This is a genomic window from Tessaracoccus yangjingae, assembly GCF_054483935.1.
The window spans coordinates 1,759,031-1,773,850 of the sequence record NZ_CM137014.1 but is presented as its reverse complement, the minus strand read 5'-3'; the positions used below and the strand labels follow the sequence as shown (position 1 = coordinate 1,773,850).

Genomic DNA, 14,820 nt, shown 5'->3' with positions numbered 1-14,820 from the left:
CTAGACGGCAGTGCGCTTCAGCTTACGCCGCTCGCGCTCGGAGAGGCCGCCCCAGATTCCGAAACGCTCGTCATGCCCCAGCGCGTACTCGAGGCACTCGGTCCTGACCGTGCAGTTCTGGCACACGCGCTTGGCCTCGCGCGTGGAGCCGCCCTTCTCCGGGAAGAAGGCCTCAGGATCCGTCTGGGCGCAGAGGGCGTCAGCCTGCCAGGCGAACGCTGCGTCGTCTCCGAAGAGATCGATCGTCTGATCCACTGACGCCTCCCTTCGTTGCCTTGAATTACACACGAGTGATTTTGATCGGTCAAGCCGATCAGGCGAATTCGTCCCCCCGCTTCGTCCGCACGAGGGCGACCAGCTCCTTGACGCGCTCCGAATCGGCCAGGGGCGCCAACAGGGTCGCGGTGGGGGTCGCGACGAGGAGGTGGTCCCGGAGTCCGATGGCGCTCACCACGTGCCGGGGGCCCACCGCGTTGATGAGCACGCAGCCGGTGGAGTCCAGCGTGACCACCGCCCCGTCGACGGCGTTGCCGTCCGCGTCGGAGCTGAGCAGCTCGGCCAGGGAGACGAATCCGCCCACGTCGCGCCAGTCGATGGACAGGCCCACGCTGACCACCTCGGCGTCGGTGAGTCCCGCCGAGGCCGGCTCCATGACGGCGTAGTCCACCGAGATCTTCTTCAGCGTGGGGAAGATCTCGTCGAGCCGCCCGGGCTCCGCGACGATCGTCCGCACCTTGGCGGCGGTGTCCGGCAGCAGTTGGTCCAGCTGGCTGAGCAGCGTGGCGGCCCGCCAGACGAACATGCCGGCGTTCCACCAGTACTGGCCGGTGTCCAGGTACTCCTGGGCGACCTCGCGCGAGGGCTTCTCTTTGAACTGCGCCACCCGGTGCACCCCCGGGAAGCCCTCGAGCTCCTCGGCCCGGTGCAGGTAGCCGTACCCGGTGTGCGGGGACGTGGGCACCACGCCGAGCGTCACGAGCGCCCTCGGGCGCGCCTCCGCCACCTCGAAGGCCAGCGTCAGGCTGCGGGCGAACTCGTCGACGGGGGTGATCACCTGGTCCGCGGTGACCATCGCGACGACGCCCTCGGGGTCCCTGGCGGCCACCTCGGCCGCTGACCAGGCCACTGCGTTGAGGGAGTCGCGGCCCTCGGGCTCGCCCAGGATGTTGCCGGCTGGGAGCTCGGGGATCTGCGCGGCCACGTCGTCGGCGTAGGCGCGCCCGGTGCACACCAGGATGTTCTCGGGCGGCACCACTCCGTCGAGCCGGTCGTAGGCGAGCCGGAGCAGGGAGGCGCCCCCGAACAGCTCCAGCAGCTGCTTGGGCCGGCCCTGCCGGGACAGGGGCCACAGGCGGGTGCCGGAGCCACCGGCCATGATCACGACGTAACGCATGCCAGGGAGGCTATCGAATGGCAGGGTCGCGTGCCCCCGGTAGTGTCGGGCCATGCTGATCGACGCCCTCCGCCGCCGCGTGGCCCGCCAGGGAGCGCAGCCGCTGCTCACCTACTACGACACCCTCGACGGCTCGAGGATCGAGCTGTCGGCGGTCACGTTCGCCAACTGGGTGGACAAGACCGCCAACCTCATCGAGGACCTCGGGCACGAGGACGGCGAGCCGGTCGACATTGCGCTGGCGGAGACGCACCCGGCCCACTGGGTGACCCTGGTGTGGGTGGCCGCGGCGTGGCAGAGGGGCTGCCCGGTGAACCCCGGGGTCTCCGGCGCCGACCTGCTGGTGGTGGGGCCCGGCGACCAGCGCCGGGCCGCGGTCACCGTCGCGTGCTCGCTGCACCCCCTGGGGCTGGGGTTCCCGTCTCCGCCCGAGGGCGCCGTCGACTACCGCGAGGCCATGGCGCAGCCGGATGCGCACGACCTGTCGCCCCTCGGCGAGTCGACGATGTGGGGCGGGGAGCCGGCGCCGGAGACGGCGCCGAGGGACGGCCGGGTGCTGCTGCTCGACCCGCCCGCCGGGTGGGCCACCGTGGCAGAGGCACTGGTGGCGCCGGTCCTGGGGAGCGGGTCGACGGTGGTGGTCGTCGGAGCGACGCGGGAGCGGGCGGCCGATATCGCCGCGGCCGAGCGGGCGCTACTCGCCTGAGGGCTCCTCGTCGGAGCCCTGCGCGGCCTCCGGCTCGGGCTCTGTCTCCGGCTGCGGCTCCGGCTCGGGGTCGACGGCGGCGAGGACCGCTCCCCCGCCGAGGGTGGCCAGCATCTGGCGCACGTTGGACAGCTGGGCCGTGATCGAGTCGCGGCGCTGGGTGACTGCGGCGAGTTCGCGGTCCGAGTCGCGGCGGATCCGCTCGGCGCGGGTCCGCGCCTCGCTGACCAGCTCGTCGGCCTCGCGTTCGGCCTTCGCCCGCACGGCCTCGGCTTGCGACGAGGCGTCCGAGATGATGCGCTGGGCCTCGTTCTCGGCGGCCCTCAGGTTCTCCTCTGCGGCCCTCAGCTGGTCCTCGCGCTGCCCCATGGCGACGGCGAAGTCCGCGGCGGCGGAGTCGCGGCGCTCGGCGAGCGTGCGCTCGAAGTCGGCCGCGGACTGGGCCGCCCGGGCCTGCTGGGACTCGTAGACCGCCTCGGCCTCCTCCCGGCGGGTCGCGGCCTCGCGGTCCGCCTGGTCCAGGATCTCTTCTGCCCGGCGCTGGGCCCCGGTGAGCCTGGCCTCGGCGTCGGCCTCCGCCGAGGACCGGGTGTCGACGGCGTATCGGTCCGCCTCGGCCAGCATGGCCTGGGCGCGGCGGGTCGAGTCCTCGAGAAGGGTCGCGGCCTCCTCCTGGGCGGCGCGGCGGGTGTGGTCGGCCTCCTCCTCTGCAAGCGAGAGGATCTGCCCCACCCGCTCGCCGAGATCGGCGAACGTGGGCCTCGACGCGGTGTGCTGCGCACGCGCCGCCTCCTCCGCCCGGGCCTGGGCCTCCGCGAGGCGCGCCTCGAGCGCGGCCCGCTCCTGGCCGGCCTGCCTGGCCTGGATGCTGTGCTCGCCGAGCTCGGCGCGCGCCGCGTCGAGGGCCTGCTGCAGCGTGGTGATCTCGGCGTCCACCTGGGACGGCTCGTAGCCGCGGAGCACGGTGCGGAAACTGGGTGTGGTCATGAGTCCTCGCTGGTGGTGGGGGTGGTTCCTGGAACGGAGAGCGCTTCGATCACGCCGGAGAGGCTGCTCAGCTGCGCGGTGATGTTGTCGCGCCGACGGGTGAGGCGGGCCACCTCGTCGCGCGCCGCCTGGACGGTCTCGCGGGCTCCCGACCGCAGCGCCTCGGCCTCCGTGCGTGCTTCGGCCAGGAGCCTGACGGCCTCCTCGCGGGTGGCGCGGGTGCGCTCGAACGAGGCGCGCTGCGAGCGCTCGAGCTCCGCTGCCAGGGTGTCGCGGACGAGGGCGGCGTTGGCCTCCGCCTCCGTGGTGCGCTCCTCGGCGCGGCGCACGATGGCCTCCGCCTCGCGCCGTGCCCGCTCCAGGGTGTCTGCCGCCCGGGCCTCCGCCTCCGCCTGGGACCGCGCCGCGTGGTCGGCGGCCGCGCGCAGCTCGGCGTCCGCCCTGGCGCGGACGTCCGCCGCGTCGACCTCCGCCGCGCGGGTCCGCTGCCTGGCCACCTCGACGGCGCGGGCGGTGGTGCCGGCCAGCTTGGCCCTGAGCTCCTTCGCGCGGGTGGCGTTGTCGAGGTGGGCGTCGCGGGTGGTGCGCGCGATGTCCGCCCGTGCGCCGTCGAGCAGGGCCGCCACCGTCGTGCGCGTCCAGGACAGCTCGGCCGCGGCGTCCGCCAGCTGCGCCTGCGAGCGGCTCTCGGCGTCGTCGATGAGGCGGGCCGCCTGGGCGGTGGCCGCCTCGCGCTGGGACTCGATCTCGGCGACGGCGTCGGCGCGCAGCCGGTCGGCCTCGTCCCGCGCGGCCCGGAGGTGCGCGTCGGACTCCGCCTCGGCGCGCCGCGCCTCCTCGGCCGCTTCGGAGCGGATGTGCTCCGCCTCGGCGGCTGCGGCCGCGACGACGGCGGCGGCGCCACGCTCCGCCTCCTCACGTTCCTGCTCCAGCCGCGACGCCTGCTCGGCGCGTTCACGCTCCGCCTCGTGCCGCGCGCGTCCGGCCTCGGCCTCGGCGTCGGCCACGAGGGCGCCCGCCTGCCGCCTGGCCTCTTCGAGCACGTCCTCTGCTTCGGCGCGGGCGTCGGCGATGAGTTCGTCGGCGGCGCGCTGCGCGGAGTCGGTGATCCGGCCGGCCTGGTCCGCGGCCTCGGTCAGCGTCCGCTGGGCGTCCGCGCGGGCCTCGTCGAGCCGGTGCCGGGCGAAGTCCAGCTCCCCGGCGGCCTCGTCGCGCTGGCGGAGCAGCCCCGCCAACTCCTGACGCGAGCGGGCCACGTCGGCCTCGGCCTCCTCGCGCACCCGGTCCGCCAACCGCTGGGCCTGCAGGAGCAGACCGCTGGCGGTCTCGGCGGGCCCCGCGGTCACTGCGGCAGGCCGCGAACGAACCCGGCCCCCCAGTAGAGATGCATGACGGCCAGCACCACGGGGAACCTGAGCCGCGCGGCCGGGGAGAGCGAGCGGACGCTCGCCGTCGCCGCCACGAGGAACGCGGCGTAGACGGCCGGGGCGATCAGGAGCGCGGTGAGGAGGTTGCTGCGCAGCACCAACCCGAGCAGGCCGCCCAGCAGCCCGCCGCCGAGGCCCAGCACGGTGAGCGGCGGGGCCAGGTAGCGCAGGGACAGCGTGTCCGGGTGGCGGCGGGCCACCTCGCGGCGCCACTGGCCGGTGGTGAAGAACTGACGGGCGAGCGCGCGCCAGCTGTCGCGGGGGTGGTAGACCACGCGCAGGTCAGGCGTGAAGTAGACGAGATGGCCGGCGCGGCGCAGCCGGTAGTTGAGCTCCCAGTCCTGGGCGCGGTGGAGGGTCTCGTCGTAGGCCCCGACCTCCTGGAGCCTGGCCTTGCGAAAGACTCCCAGGAACACGGTGTCGGCGGGCCCGGCCGGGGTGTCGGCCAGGTGGAAGCCGCCGCCGCCCAGGCCGAGGCGGGAGTTGTAGGCGGCCGCGATGGCCTCCGAGAGCGGTGAGGTGCCCTGTGCGTCCATGAGCCCGCCGACGTTTGCGGCCCCCGTCTCCTCCAGGAGACGGACTGCGGTGGCGATGTATCCGGGGCTCAGCTCACCGTGCCCGTCGACGCGCACGATGACGTCGTGGGAGGCGTGGCCGATGGCGATGTTGAGGCCGGCGGGCGTGAAACCGGTGGGGTTGTCGAGCACGACGATCCGCGGGTCCGCGGCGGCGAGCTCGTCGGCGATCTGACGAGTCCGGTCCTCGCTGGGCGCCACCGCGAGCACGATCTCCAGCTCGCCCGGGTAGTGCTGATCCAGCACGCGTCCGACGGCGGCGCGCAGATGCTTCTCCTCGTTGCGGATGGGCATCACCACGCTGACAGGCTGCACCGGATCTCCTCTCTCCGGGGACAACCTAGCTGACAGAGCAAACAGCTTCCAGATCGGGGGTCTCGGTGTAGGGTTCGCCGGCCGAGGGCTCGGGCGAGGGCGACGACACCGCGTCCGGGGCGTCCCCCGAGGGTGCGACGGAGGCGGGCGCGGATGAGGCGGCGGGCTCCTGGGTGGGCTGTTCGGAGAGCTTCTCGTCGACGGTGGCGCGGATCAGGTCGAAGTCCGGGTCGGCGGAGACGATGAGCGGCGGCGCGAAGTTCACCGAGGTGATCTTCTGCTCGCGCGCCTTCAGGGCGAGATCGGCCAGGTCGGCGATCGCGCCGGTGCCGACGTCGGTCTTGAGCAGGTCCCCGCCGGCCTCGCTGAGCTCCACGAACTTGGTGGCCACGGTGGCGGGATCGAGCTGCTGGACCATCGCCGACATCACGCACTTCTGGCGCACCATGCGCTCGTAGTCGCTGGACTCGGCGCGGGAGCGGGCGAACCACAGTGCGTGGTAGCCGTCGAGCAGCACGTCCTCGCCGGGCTCGATGTAGCCGCTGATCTTCGAGCCCCCGCCGCCGATGGGGATGGGCTTGGCGATGTCCAGCCGGATGCCGCCCATGGCGTCGATGAGGGCGCTGAAGCCGTGCATGTCGACCAGCGCGTAGTAGTTGAGCTCCAGCCCGAGGGTCTCCTCGACCGCCTCCATCATCGCGGTGAGGCCGGCCTGCCCATCCGGATACAGGTCGGCGTGCTCCTCGCCGAGGGTCCAGATGCCGTTGAGCATGCAGGCGCCCTCGTCGCAGACGTAGCCGTCCGGGTAGAGATCGTCCAGTGGCGAGGAGTCCGGGAACCGGACCTTCTGCAGGTTGCGCGGCAGGCCGAACAGCACGGTCCGGCCAGTCCGTGCGTCGATGGACGCCACGTTGATGGAGTCCGGCCTCAGGCCCTCGCGGTCTGCCTCCGAATCCGCCCCGAGCAGGAGGATGTTGTAGCGGCCGTCCTTCACCTCGGACTCGCCGCCTCCGCCGAAGACCTCGCCCACGTTGCGCGCCGCCACCAGGGCGTTGGCCGCCGCGGTGGTGACGGCGCCCACGGCGAGCACCATGACCAGCGAGGTGATGGTGAGCACCAGGCGGGGACGCCGCGGCAGGCGGAGCGGGCGGGCGAGACGCCAGGAGTCCAGCAGGAGGAGGACCCAGCCGGCGAAGAGCACCCAGAGGGCGAACCGCACGACGGTGGCCACCCAGGGGGTGAGCAGGACACCGACGGTGGGGCCACGCAGCAGCCACAGGCCCAGCACCACCAGCAGCCCCAGCAGCGCCGCGGCGCCGTGGACCCGCGACGCGAGGCGGCCCACACGGTGGTTCCCGGCGAAGCGCTGCACCGAGCCGGGCAGCAGCGCCGACATGACGACGAAGCCGAGGGCGCGACGCGCCTGGACGCTCTGCGCCTCGGTGGGCTGCGATGCGGTCACGTGGTCTCCTCCTGGCTGTGCTGCGCCCAGTTTCGCGCCCGCACTGCGCCCGGCAAAATCTGCCACGCCGGGGCGCGGGTATCCTGGCCGGCGGACTAGGAGGCTCACGGGTGGCTCAACGCGACGGGGACATGGACTGGTTGTACCGGCAGGAGCAGCCGGACCAGCCGGAGCCGACGGCGGTCATGCCCGCCTTCCCCGCGCCGGACCAGCCGGCGGCGCGCCCGGCCGCCGCGGCCCGTCCCAGCGCCCCGCCTCCCCCGCCACCCGTCACGCCGAGGGCCACCCGGCGGCGGACCCGCCGCCGGCGGCCGGTCCGCCGGTTCGTCGGCACCCTCCTGGCGCTGTGGCTGGTGTTCCTCGTCGCCACACCCTTGATCGCGTGGAGCATCGGCACCCGCGTGGACGCCACCCCCGCCGGGGAGCGTCCGGCGGACCAGCCGGGCACCACCGTGCTGCTCGTGGGCTCGGACGCCCGCCCGGGCGTGGCCGGGGCGCGGACGGACACCATGATGCTGATGCACCGCCCAACCGTCGGGGACCCGGTGCTGCTCTCCCTCCCCCGGGACTCGCTGGTCTCGATCCCCGGGCGCTCCGACAACCGGCTCAACGCCGCCTTCGCGTTCGGGGGCGCTCCTCTGCTCGTCGAGACGGTTGAGGCCAACACCGGGATCCGGATCGACGGCTACCTCGAGGTGGGCTTCGACGGCGTCGTCGACGTGGTGGACGCCATCGGCGGCATCGAGGTGTGCCCCACGTTCGACATCGACGACCGCGACTCGCACCTCACCATGTCGGCCGGGTGCCAGACGGTGGACGGCACGACGGCGCTCGGCTACGTCCGCATGCGCAAGGGCGACCCACGAGGCGACCTCGGCCGCATCGAGCGCCAGCGGGAGGTGATGGGCGCGATGGCCCGCGAGGTGATCCATCCGCTCACCGTGCTCAACCCGGTGCGCTACTGGCGGCTCAACATGGCCGCCGCCCAGTCCCTGGGTCGCGGCGAGGACACGGGCCTGCTGGACATGGCGGCCGTGGCCGCGGGCTTCGTCGCCGCCACGACCGGCAGCGGGATCAGCATGACGGTTCCGGTCGCCGGCACGGGCAACGTGAGCGGGGTCGGCTCGATCGTGCGCTGGGACGACGACGCGGCGGCCGGGGTGTTCGCCGCCCTCGCGGCCGGCGACACCACCGGGCTCGGGTCCTAGGAGACCGCCGGCTCGCCGCGCGGGATCGGGGTGAACATCTCGGGCTCGTCCCGCCCACCAACCGTCAGCGATGTCCTGAGACATCACACACAGGGTCCACACACCGTGGACTGGGGTGGGCTACGCCTGCTGGCCCGACGCCTCGCGGACGACGGCGCCCTTGGCGCGGGCGGCGTCGCGCAGGGACTCCTGGAAGTCCAGCATCCGCTCCGTCAGCGCCTCGTCCGAGGCGGCCAGGATCCGCACCGCGAGCAGGCCGGCGTTGCGGGCGTTGCCGATGGCCACCGTCGCCACCGGGACGCCCGCGGGCATCTGCACGATCGACAGCAGCGAGTCCATGCCGTCGAGGTACTTCAGCGCCACGGGCACGCCGATGACGGGCAGCGGGGTGAGCGCGGCGAGCATGCCGGGCAGGTGGGCCGCCCCGCCTGCGCCGGCGATGATCACCTTGACGCCTCGGGAGTGGGCCTCGCGTCCGAAGGTCACCATGTCCTCGGGCATGCGGTGCGCGGAGACCACGTCGGCCTCGAACGGCACGCCGAACTCGGCCAGCGCGTCGGCCGCCGCCGACATGGTGGGCCAGTCGGAGTCCGACCCCATGACGATCGAGACGAGGGGTTCAGGCATTCGGGTCTCCCATCAGGTAGCCGGCGGCGTGGTGGGCGCGGCGGCGGACGTCGTCGAGGCTGGTGCCGAGGGCGGTGACGTGGCCAACCTTGCGGCCGGCGTTCACCTCCTTGCCGTAGAGGTGCACGCGGATCTCGCGGTCCCGGGCGAAGACGTGCATCAGGGCGCCGGTGAGGTCCTCCTCGGCGCCGCCGAGGATGTTGGTCATCACGACCACGTCGTCGCGCAGGTCCGGGGAGCCGAGCGGCAGGTCCAGGACGGCGCGGATGTGGTTCTCGAACTGGCTCGTGCGGGCGCCGTCGATGGTCCAGTGGCCGGTGTTGTGGGGGCGCATGGCCAGCTCGTTGACCACGATCCGGCCGTCTCGGGCCTCCATCAGCTCCACGGCCAGCACGCCGACCACCCCGAGCTCGGTGGCGATCCGGATGGCCATCTGCTGCAGCCCGGCCGCGCGGTCCGGGTCCAGCCCCGGGGCCGGGGTGACGGTCTCCACGCAGATGCCGTCGGTCTGGACCGTCTCGCTGATGGGGTAGGCCACCACCTGGCCCGACGGTGAGCGCACGACGATGGCCGACAGCTCGCGGGCGAAGTCGACGAACTCCTCCGCGACGATGCGCACCCGTTCCCCTGCGGAGGTGTGCGCGATGCCCTCGAAGGGGACGTCGGCCTGGGTGTCGTCGTCCAGCTTCCACACCCCCTTGCCGTCGTAGCCGCCGCGGGAGGTCTTGGCGATGATGGGCCAACCCTGCCGCTCACCGAAGGCGGCCAGCTCGTTGACCGTGTCGCACACCGCGAACGCGGGGCAGGCCACCCCGAGCTCGGCCATCTTCTCGCGCATGAGCGCCTTGTCCTGCGCGTAGACCAGCGCGTCCGGCCCGGGCCGGACGGCCACCTTGCGGGAGACCTCGGCCAGATGCCGGGTGGGCACGTGCTCGTGGTCGAAGGTGAGCACGTCCACGCCGTCGGTGAAGGACATCAGGGTGTCGAGGCTGCGGTAGTCGCCCACCACGGCGCCGCGGACCACCTGGGCGGCGGACACGTCCGGCCCCTCCGCGAGGAGGTGGACGTCGATGCCGAGCGGGATGGCGGCCTGGTGCATCATGCGGGCCAGCTGCCCACCGCCGGCGATGGCCACTGCGTAGCGACGAGTCACCGGGGCAGCATACCCAAGGCGCTACTCCTGGCCGTCGTCCTGCTCGCTGAACAGCAGTTCGGTGATGGTGACGTGCACGCGCTCCACGTCCGGCACGTCCGGCAGGCGCAGCGGCTCGCCGGCCGCGGTCTCCAGGATGAGCGTGCCGCAGCCGAGCATCCGGTCCGTCAGCGAGCGCTCGTAGTTGACGTTGTTGATGCGGCGCAGCGGCAGGTCGTGGCCGAGCCGGTTGATGATGCCCCGGCGCGTGATGATCCGGCGGTCCGTGATGGTGTAGCTGGAGGTGACCCACCGCAGGAACGGGATCAGCACCAGGAACAGGACGAGCACCAGGGCCAGCCCGGCGACCGCCAACGGCCCCCAGGGCTGCCACTCGGGCGGCAGCAGGGCGAAGGCGACGCCCACGCCGGCGCCCAGGAGGATGAGGATCAGGGCGGGGCCGATCAGCGCCTTGACGTGGGTGTGCATGGAGGCGACGACCACCTCGCCGCGACCGAGCTGGTCCTTGTCGATTGCCATGGCGCCCAGTGTGGCACGTGGCGCCGACGAATCAGCTCAGCTTCGCGTGGACGACGTCGCCGACGGCGAACGTCTCGATGCCGGTGGCGGTGGTGACCTGCAGCCGGCCCCACTCGTCGACCCCTCTGCCTGTCCCGGAGACGCGACGGTCGCCGTCGAGAATCACCGTCAGCGGCGCCCCGACGGAGGCGCACCGGGCCTCGTATTCGGCGCGCAGGTTGCCGCGCAGCTGCCAGGAGCGGTAGACCCGCTCGAAGTGGCCGAGCACCCCGGCCACGATGCGGCTCTGATCGGTGGGCAGGCCCTCGAGGGCGAGGGATGTCGCGGTGGGCACCGGCAGCTGGTCCTCCGCCAGGTCCACGTTGATGCCGATGCCGACGACCGCGCGGGCCCCGTCGGGCTGCTCGATGCGCTCGGACAGGATGCCGCAAACCTTGCGCCCGCGGATGAGGACGTCGTTGGGCCACTTGAGCGACACGTCCGCCCCTCCCCCGGCAAGCTCTCCGATGGCCGACGACACCGCCATGCCCGCGAGGAGGGAGAGCCAGCCCCACTGGGGGAACTCGGGCTGCGGGGTGAGCAGCACCGACATCGAGATCGAGGTGCCCGGCGGGCTCACCCACTGCCGGTCGAGCCTTCCCCGGCCCGCGGTCTGCTCCATCGAGACCAGGGCCATGCCCTCCGTCGCGCCGGCACGGGCGCGGGCCGCGAGATCGGCGTTGGTGGATCCGGTGGACCCGATCACCTCGACGGAGCGCCAGAGTGTCGCGGCGGGGAGGATCGCGGCAATGCGGCCCGCGTCGGGAAGGCTGGACGTCACCGCCACATCGTAGCCAGCCCCACCGCGTGGAGGGCGGGCACCTCTACCGGCAGGCGCAGGGGGCTGGACGCCGGACCGGCAGGTGTGACACCGTGGCGATCACCCTGGACACACTGGCCACAAGCACGGGAGGCCGCGGTCATGACCTCGCTATACACCGCCGTGAGGGTGATGGTCGCGGCCGTCGCGCTGGCATCGGTGGCCGTGTGCCTGGTCACCGGGGCCGAGCCCGCGACGTTACCGGCCACGACGTGGCCGGTCCTGCTGGCCATGGTCGCGTCGACGGCGGTCGTCTCCATCGTGATCGCGGGCCTCGGGCGGGGCTGGCGGGGCCTCCGCACCGTCCTCAGCGCCCTCGCCGTCATGGCTGCCGCCTATCCGGGTCTGTGGGCGCTCGCCGGCCTCGCCTCGTCCGTGTCCCCGGACTCGGCGATCGCCTGGGCGGCGGCCGTCATCGCCGGAATCGGCCACCTCCCGCTCATCGGCGCATTCTCCGTGGTGCCGCTGCTCAGCGTCCGCTACCTCGGTCGCGGCACAGGACGAACACTCCTCGTGGCCGTCGTCGCCCTGGCGGTGGGCGCCGCCGTCTCCTTTGCGCTGTTCTTCGACGACTTCGCACCGCTGGCCGCGTCTGCGCTGATGCCGTCGTCGATCGGCGAGCAGGTGGGGATGGCGCTCAACGTCGCCTACCTGGCCACGGTGCTTGTCGGCCCGTCGGCAGCCCTGCTCGCCACCTGGCGGAGCGCGCCCGACGTGGCGGCGGCCCGCCGCCTGGCCCTGGTCGCCGGCTCGGCCCTCACCGGAACTCTCCTCGTCCTCGTCTGCGGCGCGCTGGGCGGCGCGTCCGTGCTGGGGGGAGCGGTGGTCCTCGTCGGGATGTATGCGGCGTTCGCCATCGTCGTGGCGGGGAGCGTCCGGGCGCTTGCGGTCGAACCGGCGGAGCCGACGACGACAGCCGAGGCGCCCGACCGGGACGCAGAACCGGTGGACGCGCCCGCCCCTCCCGCCGCACCCGGCGGGCTGTCGATGCTCACGGCCCGCGAGCGGGAGGTCCTGGAGTTGCTGGCGGAGGGACTCTCCAACGCCGGCATCGCCGCCAGGCTCGTCCTGTCCGAGCGCACGGTGGACGCCCACCTGCGGTCGGTGTTCGTGAAGCTCGACCTCCCTCAGGGCGCGCACCACAATCGGCGCGTCCAGGCGGGCAACGTCTACCGGGAGTCCGTCACCGCGTCGACGGCGTGACGATCGGCCTTCCGAACCCCACTTAGGCGAAAGGGCCGATGCGGCTCCAGGCCGCCGCTCCTACGGTCGAAGGCACCGCCATCGGCCCGAGAAGGAGACTCGCATGTCCCGCCCCCTCACCCTGCTGGCCCTAGTGTGGGCACCGTTCCTGTCGATCTTCGTGTTCGCCGCCCAGGGGGACACGAGCGCCCTGCACATCGCCTCCCACATCCTGGCGCTGGCCCTGCTCATCCCCGCCTCCCTCCTCGCGTGGAGGATGAGGCGCGAGGCCCCCGGAAAGGCGTCGCGGTGGATCCTGACGCTCCTCTCGGTCAGCGTGCCGGTCGCCGTGCTCGGCCACGCCGGCGAGCTGGCCGTGGCCGTTCTCCGGCTCGCCGAGGACGGGTGGGTCAACCTCGATACCGCGGACATCTGGGAGCACGGCCCGCATGTGACGATCGCCGGCGTGACGATCCCGGCGATGATGCTGAGCATGCTGCTCACGGTGGCCCTGGCGGTCGCCTCGCTGATCGGTCGACGCTCCGCGCCGAGGACCGTCGAGCCAAGCCACCCCACAATCTGAGCGGGCCCGGGGAGTGGCCTGTCGCGCCGCTATGGTGACCCCATGGAGATCGACATCCACACCACTGCCGGTCGGATCGCGAATCTCGGAGTGCGCATCGATGAAGCTGTGCACGCGGGTTCGGCCGAAGCGGTGGAGAAGCAGCATGCCAAGGGGAAGATGACCGCCCGAGAGCGGATCATGGCCCTCCTCGACGAAGGAAGCTTCGCCGAGTTCGACCAGTTCTCACGTCACCGCACCACCGCCTTCGGGATGGACGCACGGCGTCCGTTCGGCGACGGCGTCATCACCGGCACCGGGTCCATCCACGGCCGCCCGGTGTGCGTGTTCAGCCAGGACGTCACCATCTTCGGTGGCGCGCTCGGCCAGGTGTACGGCGAGAAAATCGTGAAGATCCAGGACTTCGCCCTCAAGACGGGGGTGCCGATCATCGGCATCAACGAGGGCGGCGGGGCCCGGATCCAGGAAGGGGTGGTCTCGCTCGCGCTCTACGGCGAGATCTTCAAGCGCAACACGCGCGCCTCGGGCGTGATCCCGCAGATCTCGCTCATCATGGGCGCGGCCGCGGGTGGCCACGTCTACGGGCCCGCCCTGACGGACTTCGTCGTCATGGTGGACAAGACCTCCCAGATGTTCATCACCGGCCCGGAGGTGATCAAGACGGTCACCGGCGAAGACGTCTCCATGGAGGAGCTCGGCGGCGGCCGCACCCACAACACCAAGTCCGGAAACGCCCACTACCTCGCCGCTGACGAGAACGACGCCATCGAATACGTCCGCGAACTGCTCACCTACCTACCGCAGAACAACCTGGAGGACCCGCCGCTCTTCGACGACGAGGAGGTGGACCTCACCATCACGGACCACGACCGCGAGCTGGACCTGCTGGTCCCAGACGCCGCCAACCAGCCCTACGACATGCGAGAGGTCATCCGCAACGTCCTCGACGACGACGAGTTCCTCGAGGTGATGCCCCTGTTCGCCGGCTCGATCATCGTGGGCTTCGGCCGGATCGAGGGCCGGTCCATCGGCATCGTCGCAAACCAGCCCACGGTGTTCGCGGGCTGCCTGGACATCGACTCGGCGGAGAAGGCCGCCCGGTTCGTCCGCACCTGCGACGCGTTCAACATCCCCGTGCTCACCTTCGTCGACGTGCCCGGCTTCCTGCCCGGCGTCGGCCAGGAGCATCAGGGCATCATCCGGCGCGGCGCCAAGCTGATCTACGCCTACGCCGAGGCCACCGTGCCGCTGCTCACCGTGATCACGCGCAAGGCGTACGGCGGCGCGTACGTGGTGATGGGCTCCAAGCACCTTGGTGCCGACATCAACCTGGCCTGGCCCACCGCGCAGATCGCGGTCATGGGCGGGCAGGGTGCGGTCAACATCCTCTACCGCAAGCAGATCGCCGCGGCCGAGGATCCGGACACCGAACGCGCCCGGCTGATCCAGGAGTACGACGACGAGCTCACCAACCCGTACGTGGCGGCGGACCGCGGCTACGTCGACCAGGTGATCTACCCGCACGAGACCCGAGCCCAGGTGATCCGGGCCCTGCGCCTGCTGCGCTCCAAGCGCGAGGCGCTGCCGCCGAAGAAGCACGGGAACATCCCGCTATGACCGGGCCGATCACGCTGAGCGGCGCCCACCTCACGGAGGAGGAGGTGGCCGCCGTCATCGCGGTGGTCCACGCCTCCGCCGGCCCGGAACAACTGCGCTCCCCCGACGACCGGCCGCTGGCCGGCGGGTGGAAGTCCTACTACCGCACCGTCCGCTCGCCGCTCGTCGGTGGGCGGGAGGCGTGGCGGACCTATCACCGGATGTGAC

16 protein-coding genes are annotated in these 14,820 nt (G+C 72.5%); 6 read left to right on the top strand and 10 right to left on the bottom strand.

Going from position 1 to position 14,820, the window contains the following annotated elements:
- Both ACX1D3_RS07715 and ACX1D3_RS07710 read right to left on the bottom strand, forming a co-directional pair.
- Positions 1–255, bottom strand: a complete 255-nt coding sequence (locus ACX1D3_RS07715) for a WhiB family transcriptional regulator (protein WP_458996396.1) — start codon at positions 253–255, stop codon at positions 1–3.
- A 58-nt stretch (positions 256–313) separates the two neighbouring features.
- A complete protein-coding gene (locus tag ACX1D3_RS07710; RefSeq protein WP_458996395.1) occupies positions 314–1,393 on the bottom strand; it encodes a mannose-1-phosphate guanylyltransferase in 1,080 nt (359 codons plus the stop codon).
- A gap of 52 nt (positions 1,394–1,445) precedes the next feature.
- Between ACX1D3_RS07710 and ACX1D3_RS07705 the strand changes: the two genes are divergently transcribed.
- The gene (locus ACX1D3_RS07705; RefSeq protein ID WP_458996394.1) at positions 1,446–2,099 is read left to right on the top strand and encodes a TIGR03089 family protein; all 654 of its coding nucleotides are present in this window, start codon (positions 1,446–1,448) and stop codon (positions 2,097–2,099) included.
- On the opposite strand, the gene ACX1D3_RS07700 is transcribed toward ACX1D3_RS07705, so the two are convergent.
- From ACX1D3_RS07700 to ACX1D3_RS07685, 4 genes are read right to left on the bottom strand one after another with little or no spacing between them, the layout of a single operon-like run.
- Positions 2,088–3,086 (bottom strand): coiled-coil domain-containing protein, encoded by a 999-nt coding sequence (locus ACX1D3_RS07700; protein WP_458996393.1) that lies wholly within the window; start codon positions 3,084–3,086, stop codon positions 2,088–2,090. The genes ACX1D3_RS07705 and ACX1D3_RS07700 overlap by 12 nt on opposite strands.
- Positions 3,083–4,432: a coiled-coil domain-containing protein gene (locus ACX1D3_RS07695; RefSeq protein WP_458996392.1), complete on the bottom strand. Its 1,350-nt coding sequence runs from the start codon at positions 4,430–4,432 to the stop codon at positions 3,083–3,085. Before ACX1D3_RS07695 ends, ACX1D3_RS07700 begins: the two co-directional genes overlap by 4 nt.
- Positions 4,429–5,439, bottom strand: a complete 1,011-nt coding sequence (locus tag ACX1D3_RS07690) for a glycosyltransferase family 2 protein (protein WP_458996502.1) — start codon at positions 5,437–5,439, stop codon at positions 4,429–4,431. The genes ACX1D3_RS07695 and ACX1D3_RS07690 overlap by 4 nt, the downstream gene beginning before the upstream one ends.
- Positions 5,429–6,865: an LCP family protein gene (locus ACX1D3_RS07685; RefSeq protein WP_458996391.1), complete on the bottom strand. Its 1,437-nt coding sequence runs from the start codon at positions 6,863–6,865 to the stop codon at positions 5,429–5,431. The genes ACX1D3_RS07690 and ACX1D3_RS07685 overlap by 11 nt, the downstream gene beginning before the upstream one ends.
- 110 nt (positions 6,866–6,975) lie before the next feature.
- On the opposite strand from ACX1D3_RS07685, the gene ACX1D3_RS07680 reads away from it, so the two are divergent.
- Positions 6,976–8,073 carry an LCP family protein gene (locus ACX1D3_RS07680; RefSeq protein ID WP_458996390.1) on the top strand — a complete coding sequence of 366 codons (1,098 nt, stop codon included), beginning with the start codon at positions 6,976–6,978 and terminating at the stop codon, positions 8,071–8,073.
- 120 nt (positions 8,074–8,193) lie between these two features.
- On the opposite strand, the gene purE is transcribed toward ACX1D3_RS07680, so the two are convergent.
- Genes purE through ACX1D3_RS07660 form a run of 4 tightly spaced genes read right to left on the bottom strand, consistent with a single transcriptional unit; the run spans position 8,194 to position 11,192 of the window.
- The gene (purE, locus tag ACX1D3_RS07675) at positions 8,194–8,700 is read right to left on the bottom strand and encodes a 5-(carboxyamino)imidazole ribonucleotide mutase (RefSeq protein WP_458996389.1); all 507 of its coding nucleotides are present in this window, start codon (positions 8,698–8,700) and stop codon (positions 8,194–8,196) included.
- A complete protein-coding gene (locus ACX1D3_RS07670; protein ID WP_458996388.1) occupies positions 8,693–9,853 on the bottom strand; it encodes a 5-(carboxyamino)imidazole ribonucleotide synthase in 1,161 nt (386 codons plus the stop codon). Before ACX1D3_RS07670 ends, purE begins: the two co-directional genes overlap by 8 nt.
- 21 nt (positions 9,854–9,874) lie before the next feature.
- On the bottom strand, positions 9,875–10,372 hold the full coding sequence (locus ACX1D3_RS07665) for a PH domain-containing protein (protein WP_458996387.1): 498 nt from the start codon (positions 10,370–10,372) through the stop codon (positions 9,875–9,877).
- A 31-nt stretch (positions 10,373–10,403) separates the two neighbouring features.
- The gene (locus ACX1D3_RS07660) at positions 10,404–11,192 is read right to left on the bottom strand and encodes a biotin--[acetyl-CoA-carboxylase] ligase (RefSeq protein WP_458996386.1); all 789 of its coding nucleotides are present in this window, start codon (positions 11,190–11,192) and stop codon (positions 10,404–10,406) included.
- Between the two features lie 141 nt (positions 11,193–11,333).
- Between ACX1D3_RS07660 and ACX1D3_RS07655 the strand changes: the two genes are divergently transcribed.
- From ACX1D3_RS07655 to ACX1D3_RS07640, 4 genes are all read left to right on the top strand, one after another.
- The gene (locus tag ACX1D3_RS07655; protein WP_458996385.1) at positions 11,334–12,434 is read left to right on the top strand and encodes a helix-turn-helix transcriptional regulator; all 1,101 of its coding nucleotides are present in this window, start codon (positions 11,334–11,336) and stop codon (positions 12,432–12,434) included.
- Between the two features lie 103 nt (positions 12,435–12,537).
- The gene (locus ACX1D3_RS07650) at positions 12,538–12,996 is read left to right on the top strand and encodes a hypothetical protein (protein WP_458996384.1); all 459 of its coding nucleotides are present in this window, start codon (positions 12,538–12,540) and stop codon (positions 12,994–12,996) included.
- Between the two features lie 42 nt (positions 12,997–13,038).
- Entirely contained in the window at positions 13,039–14,613 is a 1,575-nt protein-coding gene (locus tag ACX1D3_RS07645; protein WP_458996383.1) for an acyl-CoA carboxylase subunit beta, read from the top strand.
- A complete protein-coding gene (locus ACX1D3_RS07640; RefSeq protein ID WP_458996382.1) occupies positions 14,610–14,819 on the top strand; it encodes an acyl-CoA carboxylase epsilon subunit in 210 nt (69 codons plus the stop codon). The genes ACX1D3_RS07645 and ACX1D3_RS07640 overlap by 4 nt, the downstream gene beginning before the upstream one ends.
- The last annotated feature ends 1 nt before the right edge of the window (position 14,820 follow it).